The 22486-nt window shown below is 71.0% G+C and carries 22 protein-coding genes, 1 tRNA gene and 1 pseudogene; 8 read left to right on the forward strand and 16 right to left on the reverse strand.

Annotated elements, in window-relative coordinates; translation table 11 throughout:
• The first annotated feature begins 700 nt into the window (after nucleotides 1–700).
• Complete coding sequence (locus tag AC3CF1_RS15955; RefSeq protein ID WP_488450737.1) at nucleotides 701–1054, forward strand: hypothetical protein; 354 nt, start codon at nucleotides 701–703, stop codon at nucleotides 1052–1054.
• A 285-nt stretch (nucleotides 1055–1339) separates the two neighbouring features.
• Here the strand turns inward: AC3CF1_RS15955 and AC3CF1_RS15960 are convergent.
• Nucleotides 1340–1423 (reverse strand) — tRNA-Tyr (locus AC3CF1_RS15960).
• 147 nt (nucleotides 1424–1570) lie between these two features.
• Between AC3CF1_RS15960 and AC3CF1_RS15965 the strand changes: the two genes are divergently transcribed.
• Together AC3CF1_RS15965 and AC3CF1_RS15970 are read left to right on the forward strand one after the other, a co-directional pair.
• Nucleotides 1571–2065: a YajQ family cyclic di-GMP-binding protein gene (locus AC3CF1_RS15965; protein WP_088950253.1), complete on the forward strand. Its 495-nt coding sequence runs from the start codon at nucleotides 1571–1573 to the stop codon at nucleotides 2063–2065.
• Between the two features lie 165 nt (nucleotides 2066–2230).
• The gene (locus AC3CF1_RS15970) at nucleotides 2231–2869 is read left to right on the forward strand and encodes an SAM-dependent methyltransferase (protein WP_488450738.1); all 639 of its coding nucleotides are present in this window, start codon (nucleotides 2231–2233) and stop codon (nucleotides 2867–2869) included.
• Nucleotides 2870–2968: 99 nt separating this feature from the next.
• On the opposite strand, the gene AC3CF1_RS15975 is transcribed toward AC3CF1_RS15970, so the two are convergent.
• The 10 genes from AC3CF1_RS15975 to AC3CF1_RS16020 all read right to left on the reverse strand — a co-directional run bounded on the left by AC3CF1_RS15975 (nucleotide 2969) and on the right by AC3CF1_RS16020 (nucleotide 13142).
• Nucleotides 2969–3232, reverse strand: coding sequence for a zinc finger domain-containing protein (locus AC3CF1_RS15975; protein ID WP_355160219.1), 264 nt, complete (start codon nucleotides 3230–3232; stop codon nucleotides 2969–2971).
• A gap of 228 nt (nucleotides 3233–3460) precedes the next feature.
• A complete protein-coding gene (locus tag AC3CF1_RS15980; protein ID WP_088950256.1) occupies nucleotides 3461–3988 on the reverse strand; it encodes a dihydrofolate reductase family protein in 528 nt (175 codons plus the stop codon).
• A 197-nt stretch (nucleotides 3989–4185) separates the two neighbouring features.
• Nucleotides 4186–5445 (reverse strand): MFS transporter, encoded by a 1260-nt coding sequence (locus tag AC3CF1_RS15985; RefSeq protein WP_488450739.1) that lies wholly within the window; start codon nucleotides 5443–5445, stop codon nucleotides 4186–4188.
• A gap of 147 nt (nucleotides 5446–5592) precedes the next feature.
• Nucleotides 5593–6468: a zinc metalloprotease HtpX gene (gene htpX / locus AC3CF1_RS15990; RefSeq protein WP_328370095.1), complete on the reverse strand. Its 876-nt coding sequence runs from the start codon at nucleotides 6466–6468 to the stop codon at nucleotides 5593–5595.
• 114 nt (nucleotides 6469–6582) lie between these two features.
• The gene (locus tag AC3CF1_RS15995; protein WP_099848704.1) at nucleotides 6583–8085 is read right to left on the reverse strand and encodes an NADH-quinone oxidoreductase subunit N; all 1503 of its coding nucleotides are present in this window, start codon (nucleotides 8083–8085) and stop codon (nucleotides 6583–6585) included.
• A 55-nt stretch (nucleotides 8086–8140) separates the two neighbouring features.
• Entirely contained in the window at nucleotides 8141–9649 is a 1509-nt protein-coding gene (locus tag AC3CF1_RS16000) for a complex I subunit 4 family protein (RefSeq protein ID WP_488450740.1), read from the reverse strand.
• Nucleotides 9646–11577, reverse strand: coding sequence for an NADH-quinone oxidoreductase subunit 5 family protein (locus AC3CF1_RS16005; RefSeq protein WP_488450741.1), 1932 nt, complete (start codon nucleotides 11575–11577; stop codon nucleotides 9646–9648). Before AC3CF1_RS16005 ends, AC3CF1_RS16000 begins: the two co-directional genes overlap by 4 nt.
• Nucleotides 11574–11936 carry an NADH-quinone oxidoreductase subunit NuoK gene (nuoK, locus tag AC3CF1_RS16010; protein WP_488450742.1) on the reverse strand — a complete coding sequence of 121 codons (363 nt, stop codon included), beginning with the start codon at nucleotides 11934–11936 and terminating at the stop codon, nucleotides 11574–11576. The genes AC3CF1_RS16005 and nuoK overlap by 4 nt, the downstream gene beginning before the upstream one ends.
• The gene (locus AC3CF1_RS16015) at nucleotides 11933–12499 is read right to left on the reverse strand and encodes an NADH-quinone oxidoreductase subunit J family protein (protein WP_488450743.1); all 567 of its coding nucleotides are present in this window, start codon (nucleotides 12497–12499) and stop codon (nucleotides 11933–11935) included. Before AC3CF1_RS16015 ends, nuoK begins: the two co-directional genes overlap by 4 nt.
• 25 nt (nucleotides 12500–12524) lie before the next feature.
• Complete coding sequence (locus tag AC3CF1_RS16020; RefSeq protein ID WP_099848712.1) at nucleotides 12525–13142, reverse strand: NuoI/complex I 23 kDa subunit family protein; 618 nt, start codon at nucleotides 13140–13142, stop codon at nucleotides 12525–12527.
• 95 nt (nucleotides 13143–13237) lie between these two features.
• Between AC3CF1_RS16020 and AC3CF1_RS16025 the strand changes: the two genes are divergently transcribed.
• Nucleotides 13238–13813: a Uma2 family endonuclease gene (locus AC3CF1_RS16025; protein WP_354982836.1), complete on the forward strand. Its 576-nt coding sequence runs from the start codon at nucleotides 13238–13240 to the stop codon at nucleotides 13811–13813.
• Here AC3CF1_RS16025 and AC3CF1_RS16030 read toward each other — a convergent pair.
• Nucleotides 13794–14222 (reverse strand): ester cyclase, encoded by a 429-nt coding sequence (locus AC3CF1_RS16030; protein ID WP_355162040.1) that lies wholly within the window; start codon nucleotides 14220–14222, stop codon nucleotides 13794–13796. The genes AC3CF1_RS16025 and AC3CF1_RS16030 overlap by 20 nt on opposite strands.
• A gap of 89 nt (nucleotides 14223–14311) precedes the next feature.
• On the opposite strand from AC3CF1_RS16030, the gene AC3CF1_RS16035 reads away from it, so the two are divergent.
• On the forward strand, nucleotides 14312–15331 hold the full coding sequence (locus tag AC3CF1_RS16035; RefSeq protein ID WP_354982834.1) for a glutathione S-transferase family protein: 1020 nt from the start codon (nucleotides 14312–14314) through the stop codon (nucleotides 15329–15331).
• A gap of 9 nt (nucleotides 15332–15340) precedes the next feature.
• On the opposite strand, the gene AC3CF1_RS16040 is transcribed toward AC3CF1_RS16035, so the two are convergent.
• The gene (locus AC3CF1_RS16040) at nucleotides 15341–16303 is read right to left on the reverse strand and encodes a complex I subunit 1/NuoH family protein (protein WP_088950268.1); all 963 of its coding nucleotides are present in this window, start codon (nucleotides 16301–16303) and stop codon (nucleotides 15341–15343) included.
• 242 nt (nucleotides 16304–16545) lie between these two features.
• A pseudogene (locus AC3CF1_RS16045) lies at nucleotides 16546–17142 on the reverse strand (NADH-quinone oxidoreductase subunit C); the annotation flags it as partial.
• Nucleotides 17143–17248: 106 nt separating this feature from the next.
• Here AC3CF1_RS16045 and AC3CF1_RS16050 point away from each other — a divergent pair.
• Nucleotides 17249–18295 (forward strand): glucose 1-dehydrogenase, encoded by a 1047-nt coding sequence (locus AC3CF1_RS16050; RefSeq protein WP_354982832.1) that lies wholly within the window; start codon nucleotides 17249–17251, stop codon nucleotides 18293–18295.
• Between the two features lie 16 nt (nucleotides 18296–18311).
• Here the strand turns inward: AC3CF1_RS16050 and AC3CF1_RS16055 are convergent, their stop codons facing one another.
• Together AC3CF1_RS16055 and AC3CF1_RS16060 are read right to left on the reverse strand one after the other, a co-directional pair.
• Nucleotides 18312–19628, reverse strand: coding sequence for a DUF2252 domain-containing protein (locus AC3CF1_RS16055; protein ID WP_354982831.1), 1317 nt, complete (start codon nucleotides 19626–19628; stop codon nucleotides 18312–18314).
• A gap of 285 nt (nucleotides 19629–19913) precedes the next feature.
• Nucleotides 19914–20495, reverse strand: coding sequence for an NADH-quinone oxidoreductase subunit B (locus AC3CF1_RS16060; protein ID WP_141911216.1), 582 nt, complete (start codon nucleotides 20493–20495; stop codon nucleotides 19914–19916).
• 192 nt (nucleotides 20496–20687) lie between these two features.
• Here AC3CF1_RS16060 and AC3CF1_RS16065 point away from each other — a divergent pair, with 192 nt between their 5' ends.
• On the forward strand, nucleotides 20688–21248 hold the full coding sequence (locus AC3CF1_RS16065) for an RNA polymerase sigma factor (protein ID WP_488450744.1): 561 nt from the start codon (nucleotides 20688–20690) through the stop codon (nucleotides 21246–21248).
• Nucleotides 21241–22449, forward strand: coding sequence for a hypothetical protein (locus tag AC3CF1_RS16070; RefSeq protein ID WP_354982829.1), 1209 nt, complete (start codon nucleotides 21241–21243; stop codon nucleotides 22447–22449). The genes AC3CF1_RS16065 and AC3CF1_RS16070 overlap by 8 nt, the downstream gene beginning before the upstream one ends.
• The last annotated feature ends 37 nt before the right edge of the window (nucleotides 22450–22486 follow it).

Genomic DNA, 22486 nt, shown 5'->3' on the forward strand with positions numbered 1-22486 from the left:
CGTCGAGATTGTGTTCCTCAGTGGGGTGCCGGCATGTTCCAGATGAAGTCCGCCGTGTGCATGTACCCGTCCCAAGGGCCACCGACGAAGACGCCGGCCGCGAGGGCGGAAAGCACCAAGAACGAGCCAAGCAGCCGGCCCAGCGTTCGACCAGACATTTTTGCTCCTGTCGGGGAAGTGTCACAGGGATGGTGGAGGTTCCACGATCGTGCCACACGGCCCGTATGCGGAGAAGCGCTCGGTGCGGGACCGGTCCGAGCGTTGACTAGGTCGCGCCCTTCGGACAGCCCGCTGTGTCGTGCAGTGCCAGATCAGGGCCCGTTCCGCGCGTCAGGCAATTCGGTCTGCGCTTGATACGACCATCAGCACATTTCACCCATGCTGCGGCGCACCACCTGGCTCGTTGCTTGTGATCACTCCCCGTGACCGACCGCCTCGCACCCCGGGCAGCCAAATACATCGACCACCATACCCGTTTACGCCTTGGACACAAGTGGCCTAGACGGACAAGCCACGCGCCGGACGCCGAGGGCGATAGCAGCCCCTCGGAGGGCTGCCGGCGGGATGACTCACCACGACAGTCATCGATGGACTACGCCCAGAGCCCGGGCCGACCTACCGCGAGCCGAATGCGTTGGTCTCGGGTGCCGGCGCGCCGATACTGTCCGGGCTCACCAAGAATCCGAGCGGCGAGGTCGACATGAACAGCGATGACGGTACGACGGTGCTGTGGCGCCCAACCGGGCCGAACGAGCTGGCTCTCGTCCGCGAGTCCGGATGGCGGGCGTGGCCGCCCCGTCTGCCGGATCAGCCGATCTTCTACCCGGTCCTGAACGAGGACTACGCGGTGATGATCGCCCGGGACTGGAACGTGCCCGCGTCGGGCGTCGGCTACGTGACCCACTTCCGGGTGGAGTCGGACTTCCTGAGCAGGTACCCGGTCCGCCAGGCCGGCGGGAAGACCATTCTGGAGCTGTGGGTGCCGGCCGAGGAGCTGGACGAGTTCAACGCCCACATCGTTGGACTGATCGAGGTCGTGCACGAGTTCCGGTAGCCGCCGACCGGCGGCCGGGATGGCCGCATCAGACGATCCCGACGACCTGGGGCCGGTTGAGGTGGACGAAACCGACCGGAGGCAGCACCGTGGCTGATGCCGGCGGCATCACCGGAGCTGGGCGGCGCAGATCGACCGCCGCGGCTCGTCGAGCGCCCAGACCGATCTCCCCGCCCACTATCTGCCACAACCACTTGTCAACGGCTGAACTCAGCCAGACTCGGCCGGACAAACGACAACGGCCCCTGATCAGCATCTCTGCTGGTCAGGGGCCGTGTCTGCACCTGGTGGCGGGTAGAGGATTCGAACCTCTGAAGCTTTCGCGACGGATTTACAGTCCGCTCCCATTGGCCGCTCGGGCAACCCGCCAGGGCACCCCACCGCGTCGTAACGCGGCGGCGGAAGCAAGGATAGCGGCTTCCCCCGGGACCTCCGCAACCGGGTACGGTCAGGGGGTCGTGCCGCTGGTCGGCGGCCGACGGCAAGCCCAGACCGCCGGACAGCAGGAGCAGAAACATGGCAGCGAACCCGTCGTTCGACATCGTGAGCAAGGTTGACCGCCAGGAGGTCGACAACGCCCTTCGACAGGCGGAGAAGGAGCTCGCGACGCGGTTCGACTTCCGCGGCACCGGTGCGGAGATCTCCTGGTCCGGCGAGGAGGCGATCGGTCTTCAGGCGGAGACCGAGGAGCGGGTCCTCGCCGCACTGGACGTGTTCAAGGAGAAGCTGGTCAAGCGGAACATTTCGCTGAAGTCGCTGGACGCTGGCGAGCCGCGCCCGTCCGGCAAGATTTTCAAGATCGACTGCAAGGTGATCCAGGGCATCGAGACGGACAAGGCCAAGGCGATCAGCAAGAAGATCCGCGACGAGGGCCCCAAGGGCGTGCAGGCGCAGATCCAGGGCGACCAGCTGCGGGTCACCGGCAAGAAGAGGGACGACCTCCAGGCCGTCATCTCGCTGCTCAAGGGCGAGGACTTCGGCGTCGCCCTCCAGTTCAACAACTACAGGTAAGGCGGCGACCGCCGGCCTGGTCAGCGGGTAGACCGTGCCAGTCACCTGGACGTACGCCGTCACTTCTAGTCGGTATCGGTCACTCGCGATCGGCTCCCGACGGCTTGGCCACGGCCCCGACAGGATCCCTGGCCGAGCCGTCAGTGCTCTGCCAAGCTGGCCCAGATGACCATCCAGACTCACTGGCAGGCATGGCATGAGCCGTACGCCGACGAAAACTCCCCGCTGTCTCGTCGGCTGCGGCTGGTCCAGCAGCACATTGTCTCGTGGCTTGATCAGCGCTTCGACGAACGGCTGACTGCGATAAGCGTGTGCGCGGGGCAGGGTCATGACCTTGTCGGCGTCCTCGCCTCAAGGGCTGATGCTCAGCGTGTACGCGGAACCCTGCTTGAGTTCGACTCGGGCAATGTGACTGCCGCTCAGGCCGCCGCCAATCAGGCCGGGATCTCCAACATCGTGATCAGGCAGGCTGACGCGGGCCAGCTCTCCGCGTATGCGGGGATCGTTCCGGCCGACCTGGTGCTTATGGTCGGGGTCTTCGGCAACGTCTCAGACGCAGACGTGGAGCGAACCGTTGCCGCCCTGCCGCGGCTGTGTGCCGAGGGTGCCACCGTGATCTGGACCAGGACCCGACGAGACCCGGACCTGACACCAGCTGTACGGGAGTGGCTCCGGGATGCCGGCTTCGTGGAGCAGGCATTCCACGCTCCAGAGGATGTGCAATTCTCGGTGGGCGTTCACCGGTTCGAAGGGTCTCCACAGCCCTTGGACCCTGCGGGAACCATCTTCACGTTCCGGCACTGACGCCAACTGGTCCCTGCCCTATATCTAGCTCTCTGGCCAGGCAACCGATACGCAGCCGACGGCGCCGCGATCCGTTCACCAGCGGGAGAGGGCTGGGTCCTACTGCCTGATGCGCTCCGGATGCACACCGTCGACCATGCCGTGCCCCGGCACCTGGATGCAGAGCGCCCCCGGCTCTGCCCCGCACACCGGGCAGCGCCGCCAATCCTCGATCGCGCCCGGATCGTGCCCCAGTTCACCAGCCATGCGGCTGATCTCCACCGCCGCCTGATGCAGATCGGGGTCCTGATGCCGGGTAGCGGCCCGATGGACCTTGCGCACCGCGCTCTTCGCGCGCTCTTCCATGGGATCGGGGTCGGGCATGGCAGCGTCGTTCCCGGGATACATGACCTGAAACGGATTCAGTTGCCGAGCGGCGGGGTTCAGCGGTCGGCCGTCGAACCACCCATGCAGGCATGAACCTCCGGGTCGGCATGGACTCACCCAGGCCGTCGTCAACCACCGGGTCGGCGTCGACCGCCCCAGCCCGGCGGCGGCTCGCTCCGCTCGTCAGGAGGGAGTCCATCGACGACAAGGCATGGACAGTCGGGTTCAGTAGACGACGCTGTACCAGTGCTCGGTCTCGCCGGGCAGTGGCACCAACCGCACCTTGGTGCCGCCCGGGTGGTCGAACATGCGCACCCCGTCGCCGAGCAGCACCGGGGCGAAGAACATCAGGATCTCGTCGAGCAGACCGGCCTCGATGCACTGCTTGGCGACATTCGCGCCGAGGATGTTGACGTACCGGTCGCCGGCGGCCTCCTTGGCCTGGGCGACGGCGGTGTGCAGGTCACCGACGAACGTGACGTCGGCGGGTGGCTCGGCCGGTGGTTGGTGGGTGAGGACGAACACCGGCCCGTGGTACTGGCCGCCGAACGCGCCTTCGCTGTCGGTGCCGCGGTTGGGGTCGTCGCCGCCGAAGGTGCCGTTGCCGGCCAGGATCGCGCCGACGCTGTGCAGCAGGCGCTCCGCCGTCGGGTTTTCGCCGCCGAGGTGGTCGGTCAGCCAGGACATGTCGCCGCCGGGGCCGGCGATGTAGCCGTCGAGTGACGCCGTCGCCGAATATAGAACCTTGGCCATGCGCCCAGGGTAGGCGGAACTCGGGTTCCTTGAAGTCGGGGTATCCGCCGCGCAGGAACGCCCCGACTTCAAGGAACCCGAGTGGATCAAGCCGGCCGGCAAACCGCGTGGATCAAGCCGGCCGGCAACCCGAGTGGATCAAGCCCGCAACGAATCCGCACGGAAGACGGGCCAGCACCGCACGGAAGACAGCGGGGTCAGACCGCCACGGGCTGTTCGGCGCGTACCGCCGTGTTTTCCGCACGGGCGATGGGCCCGGCGGGCAGCGCGGCGACCGCGGCCCCGACTGCGACGGCCGCTCCGGCGAAGAGGAACGCCCAGCTGACGCCGCCGGTGTGGTCCACGATCAGGCCGGCCACCGAGCCGCCGGCCGCGCTCGACGCGACCGCCACGGTGACCACCCAGGTGTACGCCTCGTTCAGCATCCCGGCCGGGGCGATCCGGCCGACCAGGGTGTTCTCCAGGGTCAGCGCGGGCGCGATGGCGGCCCCGCCGACGACCAACGCGACGCCCAGCGCCAGCGGGGTGGGCATCACCGCGAACACCACGAAGGTGCCGGCCACGGCGGAGAGCAGCAGGGCGAACTGGCGGGTCATGTTCGGTGCCGGCTTGCGGACGCCGAACCAGAACCCGCCGATGGCGCTGCCGACCCCCCAGACGGCGAGCAGAATTCCGGCCAGGCTCTCCGGGTCGTCGGTGGTGTGGCCGCTCGCGTACGCCGGGACGATCACCCCGGCGGCGCCGAACGCGATGCCGAGGCTGGCCACGCAGACCAGCAGGGCTGGGAATCCACCGACCCGCAGCGGCCCGAGCCCTCTGGCGTGGTGCTCCTTCGCGTGCGGGCGCCAGCCGCGCATCACCTCGCCGAGGGCCACGGCGGTCGTGCCGACCAGGGTGACCACTGCCGCGCCGATCAGCGCGGCTGCCGCGTCGGCGACCAGCACGAAGCCGGCGACGAGCAGCGGACCGAGCACGAAGACGATCTCGAACAGCGACGTCTCGGCGGCCAGCGCCGTGTTTCGCAGGGCGTACCGGCCGGAGCTGGGGCTGGTCAGGTCGTTCCAGGCGTTACGGATGGCGGCGGTGAGCGGCGGGTACGTGGCGCCGGCCACGGCACTGGCGAGGTAGATGGTGGGTAGGGCGTCGTCACCCGAGCGGCTGGCCAGCAGCAGCGCGATGAGCGCTACCGGGTGGGCCACGGCGGTGACCAGCAGGACGGGGGTGGGGCCGACCCGGTCGGCGACCCGCCCGGCCACGGGGCTGAGCGCGGCGCCGGCGACGGCGTAGATCCCGCCCGCGATGGCCGCCAGCGCGTACCGCCCGGTCACCTGCTCGACCACCAGGAGCAGCGCCAGTGGGGTCATGCCGATCCCGAGTCGCCCGATGATGCCGGTGATCAGCAGCATCGGTGCGCCGGGGATCCGCCACACACCCAGGTACTGATGCAGCGCGGCCACCGAAACCTCCGAAAATGTAATGAGCGTGAGCCGTTACGACCCTAACGCCGCCGTCGGACGGGACGACACCGGATATCAGCCTCGACACAGCGCTCCGCCCGTACCCGGCGTGACCGGGTACGGGCGGAGGCGTGAATCAGCAGCGGGTCAGCGCTGGAACTGCACCGGCCCCGCGTTGGCGGCCATCTGCTCCAGCCGGGCGACCCGGTCCTCCATCTTGGGGTGGGTGGAGAAGAGCGCCGCCATGCCGCCGCCCCGGAACGGGTTGGCGATCATGAGGTGCGCGGTGCTGGTGAGCTGGCCCTGGGCCGGCAACGGCCGGCGGCGGGCCACCGCGTCGATCTTGCGGAGCGCGCTGGCCAGGGCCAGCGGGTCTCGGCTCAACTCGGCACCCGAGGCGTCCGCCTGGAACTCACGGCTCCGGCTGATCGCCAACTGGATCACCGTGGCCGCGATCGGGCCGAGGATCAGGGTGAGCAGCAGCACAGCCGGGTTCGGCCGGTCCTCGTCGTCCCCGCCGCCCAGCGGGATGAAGAAGGCGAGGTTCGCCAGCAGGGTGATGATGCTGGCCAGACCCGCCGCCACGCTGGAGATCAGGATGTCCCGGTTGTAGACGTGTGACAGCTCGTGCCCGATCACACCGCGCAGCTCGCGGTAGTCGAGGATCTCGGTGATCCCCTGGGTCACGCACACCGCCGCGTGCTGCGGGTTACGACCCGTGGCGAACGCGTTGGGCTGCGAGGTTGGGCTCACGTAGAGGCGCGGCATCGGCTGCTTGGCGTCGGTAGCCAGCTCCCGCACCATCCGGTACAGCTCGGGGAACTGTGCCTCGGTGACTGGTTGCGCCCCCATCGAGCGCAGTGCGAGCTTGTCGGAGTAGAAGTAGGTGACGCCGTTCATGACCAGTGAGACGACGACAGCGATGACCAGACCGCCACTGCCGCCGAACCAGTAGCCCACCGCGAGGATCAGGGCGCTGAGCAGGCCAAGCAGCGCTGCGGTCTTCAGACGGTTGTGGTGCACGATGTCTCCTTCGGTGCACGGATCGCCGGGATCCGCTGACCGGTGTAACAACCCGGTACCCACCAACCATCCGTCTCAACGCTGAGAGTTCACTGAGACGAAGCGCAGGTCAGGTCAGCGGCCGGCCAGATCGAGCACCAACTGCGGGGCGACGCCGAGCACCACGGCGGCCACCGTCGCCACCGCCAGCACCACTGCCACCACACCCACCACGGGTACGGCAGCCGCACCGCCACCGGCTTGCGCCGCGGCCGGGCCGGGCGTCGTCGTCGCCGGCGCCCAGAGCGCGGCGGTCACCCGCAGGTAGTAGGCGAGCCCGATCACCGCGTTCAGCGCCACCACGAGCGCCAGCCAGGCCGCCCCACCGTCGAGCAGCGCCCGGACCACTGTCACCTTCGCGAACAGGCCGGCGAGCCCCGGCGGCAGGCCGGCCAGGCCCACCAGCGCGAGACCGAGCGCCGCGGCCCGCCAGGGGTGCCGGCGGGCCGCCCCACGGAGGTCGTCCAGCGTGCCGCCGTCCGCACCGGCCGGGCGCAGCGCGGTCACAGCGGCGAACGCGGCCAACTCCAACACCACGAAGAAGACGGCGTACGCCATCGCGGCGGCGTACGCGGCGGAGCGTGCCTCGTCGGTGCGGCCGGCGGCCAGCGCCAACGCCCCCAGCGGGGCGAGGATGTAGCCGGCCTGCGCGACGGACGACCAGGCCAGCAGCCGGACGGTACGCCGCTGGCGCAGCGCGACCAGGTTGCCGACGGTCATGGTGAGCACCGCGAGCAGGGCGAGCACCGGACCGGTCTGATCCGGCGGGAGTGCCCGCTGCACGACGGCGAGCAGTGCGACCAGGCCGCCCAGCTTCGACGCCGTCGACAGGTACGCGGCCACCGGCAGCGGCGCGCCGTCGTAGGTGGCCGGCGCCCACGCGTGGAACGGCACCGCCGCCACCTTGAAGGCCAGCCCGACCAGCAGCACCGCCACCGCGGCGGTGGTCAGCGGCAGGTCCCGCAACTCCGGCCGTTCGGCGAGCAACGCGCTGAGCCGGTCCAGGTGCAGCCCACCGGTCACCGCGTACAGCAGCGCCGCGCCGAGCAGGGTCAGCGTGGTCGCCACCACGCTGACCACGAAGAACGTCACCGCCGCCTCGGCGCTGGCGAGGCTCCCCCGACGCAGGCCCACCAGCACGTACAGCGGCAGGGTCAGCGTCTCCAGGGCGACGATCAGGGTGATCAGGTCGCCGGCCGCGCCGAGGACCACGCCGCCGGTCATCGAGCAGGCCAGCAGGAAGCAGTATTCCCCCACCGGTGACCGCCCCGCCCGCAACGCGGGTGCGGAGAGCCCGAGCACGCCCAGGGTGAGCAGGGCCACCACCGCGCCGACGAGGGCGGCCCGGCCGCCGAAGATCCAGGAGCAGTCCGCGCCGACACAGAACGTCCGGCGCTCCCCAGCCGCGCCGACCAGGGCGGCGCCGACGGCGGTGCCGAGCGCGCCCAGCGCGGCCACCACGATGGTGGCCCGTGGCCGGGCCAGCAGCAGATCGGTGAGGAGCACGAGCACTGCGGTGCCGGCGGCCAGGTAGGCCGGCAGCAGCGCGACGCTGTCCACGCTCTGCACCACGTTCATGTGAGCCTGCCTCTGTTCGCGACTGCGGGGCTCCGCTTCGCCGTACGCCTGGCGCTCACCGGGAGACCACCTCGATCAGGGCGTCGACGGGAGCCTCGGCGACGCCGAGGACCAGCGCCGGGGCCAGCCCGATGGCCAACGCGAGCAGCACCAGCGGCACCCACGCGGTCAGCTCCGCACCGGCCAGGCCGGGGCCGACCCGCCCCACGGCGGGGCTCGGACGGTTGTGGGTGACCTGGCGCAGCAACCGCAGGAAGTACGCCGCGGTGAGCGCGCCGCCGAACGCGGCCAGCACCCCGAGGGTGGTCCAGAGCGGGCCGCCCACCTGGACGGCCGCGATCACCGCGAACGCCTCACCCCAGAAACCGGCCAGCCCGGGCAGACCGAGCGACGCGACAGCCGCGAACGCCAGCAGACCGGCCAACCGGGGCGCGGTCTCCCGCAGCCCGGACAACTCGGCGAGGGTGCCCGTGCCGGTCCGGTCCTTCACAGCCCCGGCCAGGAAGAACAGCAGACCGGTGATCACCCCGTGCGCGATGTTGCCGATCAACGCCGCCTGGATGCCGATGGTGGTCAGCGTGGCGACGCCCAGCAGCACGAAGCCCATGTGCCCCACGCTGGAGTACGCGATCAGCCGCTTGACGTCGGACTGTGCCAGGCAGACCAGTGAGCCGACCAGGATCGCGGCCACGGCCAGCACGCCGAGCACCGGCGCCGCCCAGCGGGCGCCCTCCGGCGCCACCCCCACCGCCACCCGGATCAGACCGTAGGTGCCCATCTTCAACAGCACGCCGGCCAGCACCACACTGCCCACGGTTGGCGCCTGGGTGTGCGCGTCGGGCAGCCAGGAGTGCAACGGCCACAGCGGGCTCTTCACCGCGAAGGCCAACGCCAGCAGGGTGAACGCGGCCAACTGGGTGCCCCTGGACATCCCCGCCCCACCGGTCAGGGCCACCACGTCGGCGGTGCCGGCGGCGGCGACCACCACGTACACGCCGACCAGCAGCAACACCGAGCCGAACAGGGTGTAGAGCGCGAACTTGCGGGCCGCCCGACGCCGGTCCGCGCCACCCCAGCCGGCGATGATCGCGTACATCGGCAGCAGGACGACCTCGAAGAACAGGAAGAACAGCACCAGGTCCAGGGCGAGGAAGGTGCCCAGGATGCCCACCTCGACCACCAGCAGCAACGCGACCAACGCCCGGCCACTGCCGCCGTCCGGAACCCGCCACATCGTGTACGCGCAGCAGAGCAACGTGAGCAGCGCGGTCAACACCACCAGCGGCCACGAGATGCCGTCCACGCCGAGGTGGAAGCGCAACTCCAGGCCGGGCACCCAGGGCAGGTCCAGTTGGTGCCACGGGCGCACCGCCGGCGCCCCGGCCGACCAGGCGACCCAACCCCGACCGCCGAACACCAGCGGCACCGCGGCCAGCAGGGTCAGCGCCGCCGCGACAGTGCCGACCAGCCGGGCCGCCCGGTCCCGGGGAGTCGCCGCCACCGCGACCGCGCCGAGCGCCGGCACCGCCAGAACGGCGACCAGCAACACCTGCCCAAACGTCATAGCTTCACCCCGATCACGGCGGCGGCCAGCCCGATCAGCAGCGCGCCGGCCAGCACACCGGCGGCGGCCCGGGGCAACGCCGCTCGGTGCAGCGTGGCCAGCCCCGCGCCCAGACCGGACGCGGCCCGGCCGCTGCCTTCGACCGCGCCGTCCACCACCACCTCGTCGCCGGTGCGCGCTACGCGGGCCAGCGCGCGGACGGGACGTACGACAAGGGTGTGCTGGACGTCGTCGAGCCGGAACGCGCGGGCGAAGACCGGCCGCAGCGGGCCCAGCGCGACCGCCGGGTCGGCGGTCGGGTCCCGACGCCAGCCCAGCGTGACCAGCCCGGCGCCAACCAGCAGCAACGCGAGCGGCAACAGCATCCCCGGCCCCACGTGGACCAGGCCGTCCTCGGAGCCCGCCACCGGCACGGTCGGGAACCGCAGGCGGTCGGCGAACGGCCCGACGAACCCGGCCAGACCGAGCAGCGCGGCCGGCACGGCCAGCAGCAGCACCGGCCAGCGCAGCACCGCCGGCGGGTCGTGCGGGCGGACCAGCGGCAGGCGTGGTGTGCCGAAGAAGGCGCGCAGCAGCAGCCGGCCGGCGTACCAGGCGGTGATCGCCACGCCGAGCAGCCCGGCCATCCACACCAGCCAGCCCACCCACGACGGTGCCGGGCCGGTGCCCTCCAACGCGGCGGACTCGGCGACCGTCAACACGCCGTCCTTGCTCCAGAAACCGGCGAGCGGCGGCACCCCGGCCAGCGCACCCAGGCCCACCACGGTGCACCAGAACGTCACCGGCATGCTGCGCCGCAGCCCGCCCATCTCCGACATCAGGGTGGTGCCGACCGCGTGGATGACCACGCCGGCGGCGAGGAACAGCAGCGCCTTGAACGCGGCGTGGGTGAGCAGGTGGAACAGCGCCGCAGACGGAGAGCCGACCGCCAGCGCGCCGGTCATGTAACCCAACTGGGACACCGTCGACCAGGCCAGCACGCGCTTGATGTCGTCCTGGGCGGTGGCGGCGAGCGCGCCGAGCAGCAGGGTGATCGCGCCGACCACCCCGAGCACGGTCAGCGTCACCGGCGCGGCCGTGAACAGCGGGTAGAGGCGGGCCACGGCATACACACCGGCGGCGACCATCGTGGCGGCGTGGATCAGCGCCGAGATCGGCGTCGGACCGGCCATCGCGTCCGGCAGCCACGTGTGCAGCGGGAACTGCGCGCTCTTACCGGCGACACCGGCGAGCAGCAGCAGGCCGGCAGCGGTCAACGTCACGCCGGAGTGGTCGTGGGCGAGCACGTCGGCGATCCGGAAGCTGCCCGTCGACACGCCCAGCAGCGCGATGCCGAGCAGGAACCCGACGTCACCCACCCGGGTCACCAGGAACGCCTTCATCGCGGCGGCCGGCGCGCCGGGCAGTCGACGATCATGGGCGATGAGCAGGTACGAACAGAGGCCCATCACCTCCCAGCCGACCAGGAGCATGATCAGGTCGCCGGCGACCACCACCAGCAGCATCGCACCGGTGAAGAGGCTGATCTGGGCCGCGTACGGCGGGTAGCGGTGGTCGACGTCGATGTCGTCGTGCGGGCCGCGCCGCAGATAGCCGATCGAGTAGACCTGCACCGCCAGGGCGACCGCGGTGACCGCCACCGCGACCAGTGCGGCGGCGCCGTCCAGCCGTACGCCGAGGGTCACCATCAGCCCGCCGACGTCGACCCAGGTGGTCGACGTCTCCGTCGGCCCGTCGACAGTCAGCAGCAGCGCGACGGCCAACGCCAGCGCGACGGCCGCACCGGCGACCCCGAGCGCGACGGCCGCGCTGCGGGCCCGATCGCCGCCGGTCGCGCTGTTGCCCCGTGGGGCCGGTGGCAGCAGCAGGCCGAGCAGGCCGGCGGCCAGCGGTACGGCGGGCAGCAGCGCCCCGAGCAGCCCGGTCACCGGCGAGCCTCCGTGTCCAGGACGGCCGGCTCTCGCCCGTCGAAGGGCGGCGCCGGCTCGGTCAGCGGCACGTCATCCACCGCGACGGTGGCCCGCAACCGGTAGAGCTGGAGGACGATCGCCAGCCCCACGCCGATCTCGGCGGCGGCGAGGACGATGACGAACAACGCGAAGACCTGCCCCGAGTGCGGCAGCACGGCACGGGCGGTGGTGTCCGCGGTGACCAGGATCAGGTTGACCGCGTTGAGCATCAACTCGACCGACATCAGCACCAGCACCGCGTTGCGGCGGCGCAACACGCCGTAGACGCCGAGGCCGAACAGCAGCGCGGCGGTGACGTACGGGATGACCGGTCTCACCGGCGACCCCCGGGCTCGACGTCGACCCGGGCATCCGGTGCTGCCGTGGATTCGCGTTGCGGGTCGGGTCGGCCGATGTCCGGCCGGGACAGCACGATCGCGCCCACCAGCGCGGAGAGCAGCAGCACGGACAGCACCTCGAACGGCAGCACCCAGGACTGGAAGATCTGCTCCCCCAGCCTCTCCGCGGTGCCCGCAGCGGGAAGCGCGACGCTGCTCCAGCGGTACGCGTCGATCAGCAGGACGGTCAGCCCCAGCCCGGCGCCGCCACCGATCAGGGCGGCCGGCCAGCCAGGCCGGTCCAGGTCGTCGGAGGCACCGATCGGGGCCCGGGTCAGCATCACCGCGAACAGCAGCAGGACCACCACCGCGCCCACGTAGATCAGCACCTGCACCCAGGCCACCAGCTCGGCGCCGAGCACCAGGAAGTCACCGGCCAGCGCGCCCAGGCACACCACCAGGTAGAGCCCGGCCCGGACCAGGTGTTTCGTGGTCACCACCAGCACGCCGGCGCCAACCGCCACCGCGCCGAGGGCGAGCAGCAGCACATCCGCTCCGGTCACCGGGCCGCCTCTCCGGCTCGGGCGGTCACGACGCCGGGTCCTGATCGGCGTCGGATCGTACCGATGGAGGGGCCGGACGGGCGGCGGCCGCCTTGCGCGCGGCGGCGGTCTCCTCCTTGGCCGGCTCACCGTTCGGGTCGTGCGCGGGCGGCGGCGGAACCGTGGCCATCCACTGACCCAGGTGGTCCTTGTCGTGCAGCAGGTCCTTGATGTCGTACTCGGCGTACTCGAATTCCGGTGACCAGTAGAGCGCGTCGAACGGGCAGACCTCGATGCAGATGCCGCAGTACATGCAGAGCGAGAAGTCGATGTCGAACTTGTCGAGCACGTTGCGCTGGCGGGGGCGGGCGGCGCCGGGCACCGCCACCTCCTCCTTGTGCGAGTCGATGTAGATGCACCAGTCCGGACACTCGCGGGCGCAGAGCATGCAGACCGTGCAGTTCTCCTCGGACAACGCGATCACGCCACGCGAGCGGGGCGGCAGCTCAGGGGCGACGTCCGGGTACTGCTGGGTGGTCGTCCGGCTGGTCATCGTCTTGAGGGTGACCGCCAACCCCTTCACCAGGCCCGCGCCGGGCAGGCCACGCGCACCGGTGGCGCTGGCCGGGTCGCCGTGCTCGCTGGGGTCGCTCATGCCGACCATCCTGCCCTGTGGCCCCGGCGCGCGCGACCACCACCCACAGGTCCAGGGCGGTACCGTGGTCGCGGGGAGAACGAACGCACCTGGAAGGACCTGCCATGACCGCCGCGCTGCAGAGCGACTACCCGCCCGAGAGCGAGTGGACGACTGACGATCTGGATGCGCTGCCCGAGGATGGCCGCCGCCGGGAACTGCTCGATGGAGTGCTGCTGATGTCCCCCTCCCCCACCCGCACGCACCAAATCATCGCTGGGCTACTGATGGCCGAGCTGCACGCTGACTGCCCCGACGGCTATGACGTGACCCAGGGCGTCGAGGTGCGGATCAACCGCACCCGGTCCTTCATCCCCGACGTGCTGATCACCACGGCCACCGCAGCGGCTCGGGAGCCGTCGAAGTACGAGCCACACGAGGTGGTCCTTGCCGTCGAGATCGTCTCACCGAGCACCCGCTCCATCGACCGGGTGTTGAAGCCGGCGCTGTACGCCCAGGCCGGCATCCCGTTCTACTGGCGGATCGAGACGCAGGGTGGCGCGCTGGAGGTCGTCACCTACCGGATCGACGCGGTGAACGAGGTCTACAGCGAGACGGGGCGGTGGACGAAGTTCGTCGACACCGGCGAGCCCTTCCCGATCAACCTGGCGATCAGTCGGATCACGCCCCGGGTCCGCTGACGCCGGTCGGGGGCAGCATTTCGACTCCGAGTTGTTGGAGCAGTTGGAACAGCTCGTTGCAGCTCCACACCTCGACGATCCGGCCCGCCCCGTCGAAGCGCAGGAACGTCGCACCGGAGTAACTCACCACCTGCCCGGTGGGTGGCACCGGCCCGAACTGCCCGGCGTGCGTGCCGGCCGCCCGCCAGTGCACGGCCACCCGCTCGCCGGCCGCCACCACGTCCACGATCTTGTAGCGCAGGTCCGGGAAGGCCGCCCGCCGCTCGCGGTGCCAGGCCAGCGTCGCCTCCGGCCCGGTGCCGCCCAGCCCCGGGCAGTCGTCGGCGATCAACTCGTACGCGGACTCCTCCCGGCGCGCGTTCCACACGTCGGCGATGAACCGGCGGGCCGCGGCCTCCACATCCGTCATGCCGGCAGGGTAACCGGGTCCACTCCGCGTCGCTGAGCGGTAGATCCGTAAGGATGGGGTAGAGACACTGACCGGACCGGGAGGGTGACGTGGGCGAGGAAACAGGCGGGAAGTACGTCGAGCCGGGTGGCGAGTTCACCCGTGACCAGCGGTACATCGCCACTCGGATCACCGAGGACGGGCGGGACGGGTACCCGGTGGAGCCGGGCCGATACCGGTTGGCGGTGAGTCGGGCCTGCCCGTGGGCCAACCGCCTGATCATCGTGCGACGGCTGCTCGGCCTGGAGGACGCCATCTCGATGGCGGTGGCCGGCCCGACCCACGACGCCCGGAGCTGGACCTTCGACCTCGACCCGGACGGCCGGGACCCGGTGCTCGGCATCGAGCGCATCCAGGAGGCGTACTTCAAGCGCTTCCCCGGCTACGAGCGCGGCATCACCGTGCCGGCGATCGTGGACGTGCCGACCGGGCAGGTGGTGACCAACGACTACGCGCAGATGAGCCTCGACCTGTCGACGCAGTGGGGCGCGTACCACCGCGACGGCGCTCCGCAGCTCTACCCGGAGCACCTGCGGGCGCAGATCGACGAGGTCAACGCCGTGGTGTTCCGGGACGTCAACAACGGCGTCTACCGGTGCGGCTTCGCCGGCAACCAGGAGGCGTACGACAAGGCGTACCACCAGCTCTTCGACCGGCTGGACTGGTTGACCGAGCGGCTGACCGACCAGCGTTACCTGGTCGGTGACACCATCACCGAGGCCGACGTGCGGCTGTTCACCACCCTGGTCCGCTTCGACCCCGTCTACCACGGTCACTTCAAGTGCAACAGGCAGAAGCTGAGCGAGATGCCGGTGCTGTGGGCGTACGCACGGGACCTGTTCCAGACCCCCGGTTTCGGCGACACCATCGACTTCGACCACATCAAGCGGCACTACTACGAGGTGCACCGCGACATCAACCCGACCGGGATCGTGCCGCTCGGCCCCGACCTGTCGAACTGGCTCACCCCGCACGGCCGGGAAACGCTGGGTGGCCGCCCGTTCGGCGACGGCACCCCGCCCCCGCCGCCGGCCGAGCCCGTCGATCCCGCACACACCCCGCTGCGCTGAGCGGCGCTCCTACAGGGCGACGCGGACGGCTGCCGTGAGGACCAGTTGGGCGAGGGACGCTGGCACCAGCACCAGCCAGCAGAGCCGCTGGAGCTGGTCCTCGCGCAGCCGGGGGTAGGACACCCGGAGCCAGATGATCACGAAGGACACGGCGAAGACCTTCAGCAGCGTCCAGAGCCAACCCAACTGGTCGTCCGCGAACGGGCCCTGCCATCCGCCGAGGAACAGCACAGTGGTCAGCGCGGCGATCACCACGATGCCGACGTACTCGGCGAGCAGGAAGAACGCGAAACGCAGCCCGGTGTATTCGGTCATGTAACCGAAGACCAACTCCGAGTCGGCCACCGGCATGTCGAACGGCGGCCGACGGATCTCGGCCACCCCGGCGACGAAGAAGATGATCATTGCGGGCGCCTGCCAGAGCAGCCACCACGGTTGCCACGCCTCGACGATGCCCGACAGGCTGAGCGTGCCCGCCGCCATCGCCACCGACGCGGCGGCCAGCACCAGCGGCAGCTCGTAACCGAGCAGCTGTGCGGCACCGCGCAGCCCACCGAGCAGGCTGTATTTGTTGGCCGACGCCCACGCCGACATCAGCACCGCCACCACCCCGACACCGACCACGGCCAGCACGAAGAACAAGCCGATGTCCAGAGGTTGCCCGACCAGGTCGTTCGGGCCGAGCGGGATGACCAGCAGCACCAGCAGGTAGGGCACCAGGGCCACCACCGGGGCCAGCCGGAACACCGCCCGGTCCGCCTCGCGTGGGGTCACGTCCTCCTTCTGCACGAACTTGACCCCGTCCGCGACCAGCTGGGCCCAACCGTGGAAGCCGCCCGCGTACATCGGGCCGAGCCGGCCCTGCATGTGCGCCATCACCTTGTGCTCGGCCTGGCCCACCAGCAGCGGCAGGGTGAGGAACGCGACCAGCACGCCACCCACCCGCAGCACCAGCTCCACCCAGAGCGGCATCAGGTCGTACCCCCGTCGTCGTCGGTGCGCTCGGCGCGGGCCGGCGGGTCCGCGACCGGGCCGGGCGCCGGCTGGTCGGGTGAGCCCGGGCCGGCAGCGGGCGCAGGCTGCTCGGGCACGGCCGGGCCGTCGTCGGCCGCGGCAGACCGGGGAGTACGCGCCGGACGGGCCCCCGGAGCGGGCCGTGCCGGACGGTCACCGGCGGGTCTGGCCGGGGTGCCGCCACGCGGCCCCTCCCCCACACCACCCGCGCCGGCCGGGGTGGGGGTGGGGCCCCACTCACCCGGAGCCGGAACACCCGGCGGGCGGATCGGTCGACGCCCACCGCCGGCCTCCGACTCGCCCGGTTCCTTCGCGCCCGGCCAGGGCTTGGCCACCCGGGAAGCGAGCACGAACTCCTTGCGCAGCGGGTGACCCTCGAACTCCGGGGGCAGCAGCAGCGGACGCAGCTCGCCGTGGCCGGCGAAGTCGATGCCGAACATCTCGTGCGTCTCCCGCTCGTGCCAGGCGGCACCCGGGTAGACGTCCACCACCGAGGCGACAGTGGCCTCGGCACGCGGCAACTGGGTACGCAGCAGCACACCGTGCCGCAGCCGCGTCGACCAGAGATGCGCCACCACGTCGAAGCCCTCGGCCAACTCGTCGACGGCGGAGAGCCAGTCGAAGAAGTCGCAGGCCAGCTCGGTGTCGTCGCGGGCCGCGCGAACGGCGGCCAGCCAGCTCTCCGGTGGCACGTCGACGGTGGCCCGGGCGAACCGCTGCCCGCCGGAGACCGACGGGGTCGCCTCGACCGGCGCGAGCAGCGCCACCAGCCGAGCACCGAGGGCTTCGGGAGTCATGCCGCTGATCCTAGTGCCGACCGGGCCCGGGCTCTGGCCGCCGCCGATGCCAGATGATCTGCCGGCTTTGGGCGCGGCGCAGCCCCCGGCGGGGAAAGATGAGGGCGTGCGCGCTGTGACTGTGAAACCCGGGGTCGCCAACTCGCTGAACCTCGTCGAGGATCAGCCGGAGCCGGCTGCCGAGGAAGGCTCGGTCCTGGTCGAGGCGCTCGCGGTGGGGATCTGCGGCACCGACCACGAGATCATCGCCGGAGAGTACGGCGAGGCGCCACCGGGGCGGGACCACCTGGTCATCGGGCACGAGTCACTGGGCCGGGTGATCGAGGACCCGAGCGGCACCATGCAACCCGGCGACCTGGTGGCCGGCATCGTCCGGCATCCCGACCCGGTCCCCTGTCCCAACTGCGCGGTCGGCGAGTGGGACATGTGTCGCAACGGCCAGTACACCGAACACGGCATCAAGGCACTACCCGGGTTCGCCCGTGACCGCTGGCGGATCGAGCCTCAGTTCGCGGTCGCGCTCGACCCGACGCTTGCCCAGGTCGGCGTGCTGTTGGAACCGACCAGTGTGGTGGCGAAGGCCTGGGACCACATCGAGCGGATCGGGCACCGGGCCGAGTGGCAGCCGCAGACCGTCCTGGTGACCGGGGCCGGGCCGATCGGGCTGCTGGCCGCGTTGCTCGCCACCCAGCGCGGGCTCACCGTCCACGTGCTGGACCGGAACACCGACGGGCCGAAGCCGGAGCTGGTCGCCGGGCTCGGCGCCACCTACCACACGGTGCCGGTCAACGACCTGCCCTTCGAGCCGGACGTGGTGATCGAGTGCACCGGTGCGCCCACCGTGGTCCTCGACGTCATGTGCAAGGCGGGCCCCACCGGGATCGTCTGCCTGGCCGGAGTCTCCAGCGGGGGCCGGACCATCAACTTCGACGCCGGCGCACTCAACCGGGAGCTGGTGCTGGAGAACAACGTGGTGTTCGGCTCGGTGAACGCCAACCGGCGGCACTGGGACATGGCCGCGCAGGCGCTGGCCGGCGCCGACCAGGTCTGGCTCGAGTCGCTGATCACCCGTCGGGTGCCGGTGAACAGGTACGCCGACGCGTACACCCCAGGGCCGGACGACATCAAGGTGGTGCTGGAGTTCGCGTCCTGAGCGACGCCACGCCCGATCAGATGCCCGGCAGCCGGCCGTTGCGGAACAGGTCGACGAAGAGCTGGTGGTCCTGCCGGGCGCGCACCCCGTACGCGTGGGCGAAGTCCACCAGGTGGGCCACGAAGCCCGGCTCGTCGGCGTCCACCGCCGCGACGATCGCCTCCTCTGTGGAATAGTCCACCAGGTCGTGACTGGACTCGTCGTCGGCGACCGAGTGCATCCGGGCCACCGCCCGACCGAGGTCGATGAGCACCCCGGTCAGCTCCTCCGGCTCGTTCACGTCCGACCAGTCCAGGTCCGCGGCGTACGGGGAGACCTCGGCGACGAGCTGCCCCGCCCCGTCCAGCTCGGTGAAGCCCAGCCACGGGTCGGCGTGCGCCTGCAACGCCCGCTGCGACTCGGCGGTCCGGTGACCCTGGTGCTGGAAGTAGCCGCGGACCGACTCGTCGGTGACGTACCGCGCCACCGCCGGCACCTGCGCCTGCTTCATGTAGATGACGACGTCGTTCTCCAGGGCCTGGGTGTGCCCCTCCAGCAGCAGGTTGTACGACGGCAGCCCGGCCGAGCCGATGCCCACCCCCTTGCGCAGCACCACGTCCTTGATCCGCGCCGCCACCGGCCGAAGCTGCGTCGAAGCGTTCGGCAGGGTGCCCAGGTAGTCCTGGAAGGCGGCTCGGACCCGGTCCCGGGTGGCGTCGTCGATCTCGAAGACCCCGTCGCCGATGGAGAACCGTCGCTCGTAGTTGTCGATGGTGGTCTGCGCGGCCAGCAGGTCGACGCGGGTGTTGAGCCGGGCCTGCTGAAGCACCCGGCGCAGCACACCGTCGGCGTTCTCCAGGGTGATCGAGCCGATCGCGTCGTCCCCTCCGGCGGCGATCGCCCGCAGCTCGGTCAGGTACGACCGGGCGAAGCCGGCCACCAGATCGCCGATCGCCGTGTCGGAGAGCGCCTTGCCGTAGCCGAGCAGCGCCACGCTGGCCGCGAGCCGCCGCAGATCCCAGGTGAACGGCCCGACGTACGCCTCGTCGAAGTCGTTGACGTTGAACACCAGCTGCCCGGAGGCGTTCATGTAGGTGCCGAAGTTCTCCGCGTGCAGGTCACCGTGGATCCACACCCGGCTGGTCCGCCCGTCCAGGAACCGATCGTCGGCGAAGTCGCCGAGCTGGTCGGCGTAGAACAGCGCGGCGCTGCCCCGGTAGAAGGCGAACGGCGACGCCGCCATCTTGCGGAACTTACGGCGGAAGGCGGCCGGGTCGATCGCCATGGACGCACCGAACTCCTCGGTGAGCACGTCGACGATGTGGGCGGACCGCTGGTCCACTGAGCTGCTCATGAACCGCAGGCTAGCCCGGCCCGGCCACCCCGGACGTCGGACAACCGACTTGTCCCCTTCGACCGGAAGGCCGACAAGGGCAGCTGCGGGCAACCTCGTCACCGATGCTGGACCGACGCGAAGCAGCCGGCCCGATCGGCCCGGCCGCCATCACGGGAGGACCAGATACACGTGTTCAAAAAAACGGGGACCCTGCTCACAGACCACGCTGGCCGTCGCCGCCGACGGCTGAGCGGTCGCTCCCGGCCGCCGCTCGGGCTCGTCCTGGCTGTGGCCGGGCGGCCGTCAGGTGGCGGCGGGCGGGCGCACCGGCGCGGCGGTGAGGGAGTCGACGGAGCGTGGGGCCGCGGCTTCCCGGGGCGGCGCGTCCAGCGGCGCGGCCAGCACATCGCGTTGCGGCACACCGCCGATGCCCGACTGCTCGGCGGCGATCTTCTCCTGTAGGCGCAGGATGCCGTGCAGCAACGCCTCCGGCCGGGGCGGGCAGCCGGGCACGTAGACGTCGACCGGGATGAGCTGGTCGACACCCTTGGTCACCGAGTACGAGTCCCAGTAGGGGCCGCCGCAGTTGGAGCAGGCGCCGAACGAGATGACGTACTTCGGCTCGGGCATCTGGTCGTAGAGCCGCTTGATGGCCGGTGCCATCTTGTCGGTCACCGTGCCGGACACCACCATCAGGTCGGCCTGCCGGGGGCCGTGGGCGAACGGGATCACACCGAGCCGGATGAAGTCGTGCCGACCCATGCTGGTGGCGATGAACTCGATCGCGCAGCAGGCCAGACCGAAGTTGAACACCCAGAGCGAGTAGCGGCGCCCCCAGTTCAGCACGAACCGGATCGGCTCACCCAGCACTGCCGGTAGCTGCACGACCGCCCCCCTTCCGTCCCCCACCGGACAGTCAACCACAGCAGCTCCGAGCCTCGTTCGTGGCTCGTCCCGGGCACGCGTGTCCCGGACACGACAGCAACGCGAACAGCCCACCCCGCAACCTGCCAACGCGCCCGAGTGTGTGACCGATGCTGGCGACCACGCCGCCCGCGGCCACCACGGGGAGGACGAGTGCTTGTGACAAGAGAAGTGCAGGTGGGCGGACGGCCACCGGACCCCCCGGGCCGCTCCGCACCGGCGGCTGCCGAACTGGTCTTCGACGACTTCTACCACGCCCACTTCCGTGGGCTGGTCGTGCAGCTCACCGCCTACACCGGTGACCGCGGGCAGGCCCAGGACCTGGTCCAGGAGGCGTTCTGTCGGGCGTACGCCCGCTGGGACCGGCTGGCCGGATACGACGACCCGCTGGCCTGGGTACGCAAGGTCGCCTGGAACCTCGGCCACAACCGTTGGCGGCGACTGCGGACCGCCCAGGCGTGGCTGCTGCGGCAGCGGGAGACGCACGTCGCGGAGCCCAGCCCCGACCGGGTGGCCCTCGATACCGCGCTGGCGAAGTTGCCCCCGAAGCAGCGGCGGGCAGTCGTCCTGCACTACCTCGCCGACCTGTCGGTCGCCGAGATCGCCGCCCAGGAACGGGTCGCCGAGGGCACCGTCAAATCCTGGCTGCACCGGGGACGCACGGCGCTGGCGACGCACCTACGCGACACCTTCGAGGAGGTGCGAGATGTCTGAGCAGGAGACCCTCGGCCTCGCCGAGGAATTCGCCCACTACCGCCGTACCGTGCTGGACAAGGTCGAGGTGCCCGGTCCCGCCGCCGTCCGGCGGACGGTGCGAGGCCGCAACCGGCGCCGGTGGGGGGCCACCGCCACGACCGTGCTCGCGTTGCTCGGCGGCTCGGCCATCGGGTACGCGGCGATGAGCGGCCCGGACCACCGGCCGGGTCCGGTCGAGCCCACTCCGAGCGTGTCGGTGTCTCCCACGCCGAGCGGCCTGGCGAGCCCGACTCCCAGTCCTTCCGTGACCAGTGGCGGCCCCGCCTCCGCCGCGCCCGACGGCCGGATCAGCCGGGCACAGTTGCTCGGCGCGTCGGTGGCCCTGCCGGCGTGGCGGGCCGGGCCGAGCTGCCCGACGTCGCAGACGCGGCTCAGCGGTGAGGGCCGGGAGGGCGTCAACTGGCTCTCGGCGCTCGACCACGGTGACGTCGACGGGGACGGCGCCGTGGAGACCGTGGCGCTCGTGCAGTGCGTGCTCGGCACCGGCGGCCCGATGCAGGTGGTCGCCTTCGACCGGGACGAGACCGGGAAGGTGGTCACACTCGGCCGCGTGGTCGCGACCACCATCGACAAGCCGCAGTGGTTGTTCGCACTCGACGTGGTGGGCGACGGCACGGTCCGCGTGCAGGTCGGTGACATCGCTCCCGGGGGTGGCTGGGCCGCGAAGTGGTCACAACGGCAGTGGCGGGGCTACCGCTGGAAGGATGATGCGTTCACCCAGGTCTCCGGGCCGACGAGCTTCGGTCCGAACCCGAATCTGGCGGATGTCTCGGTCACCACCGGCGACCTCGTGCTGAGAGTTGCGGACGACGGTTCCCGGACGGGCACGGCCACGGTGCGGATCCGAAACCGGGGCACGGCGCCGGTCGCCCACGTGGTGCTGCGGTTGGGCGTGCCCGCGGTGGTGCGCGCGGACGTCGACGGGTGGGAAACGTGCTCGGGCGTCCCAGAGAGCATTGACCCGATCATCTGCCGTCTGGGTCAGCTCGCCGCCGGGGCGGAGATGCGGCTGGACCTGGACTTCCATGTCTTCGAAGGGATCAAGCTGAGCACGGACAAGGCGGACGTGGAGGTCCAGCCGATGGACGGCGAACGTGATGTCCTGCCGGACGTCAACAGAAGCGACAACCTGGTTCAGATGAAGATGATCTACGGCTGACGATCGCCGGCCGCGTCGTACACCGTGGGGGCGTACG

The sequence above is a fragment of the Micromonospora sp. MGP-C2 genome, from assembly GCF_057766525.1.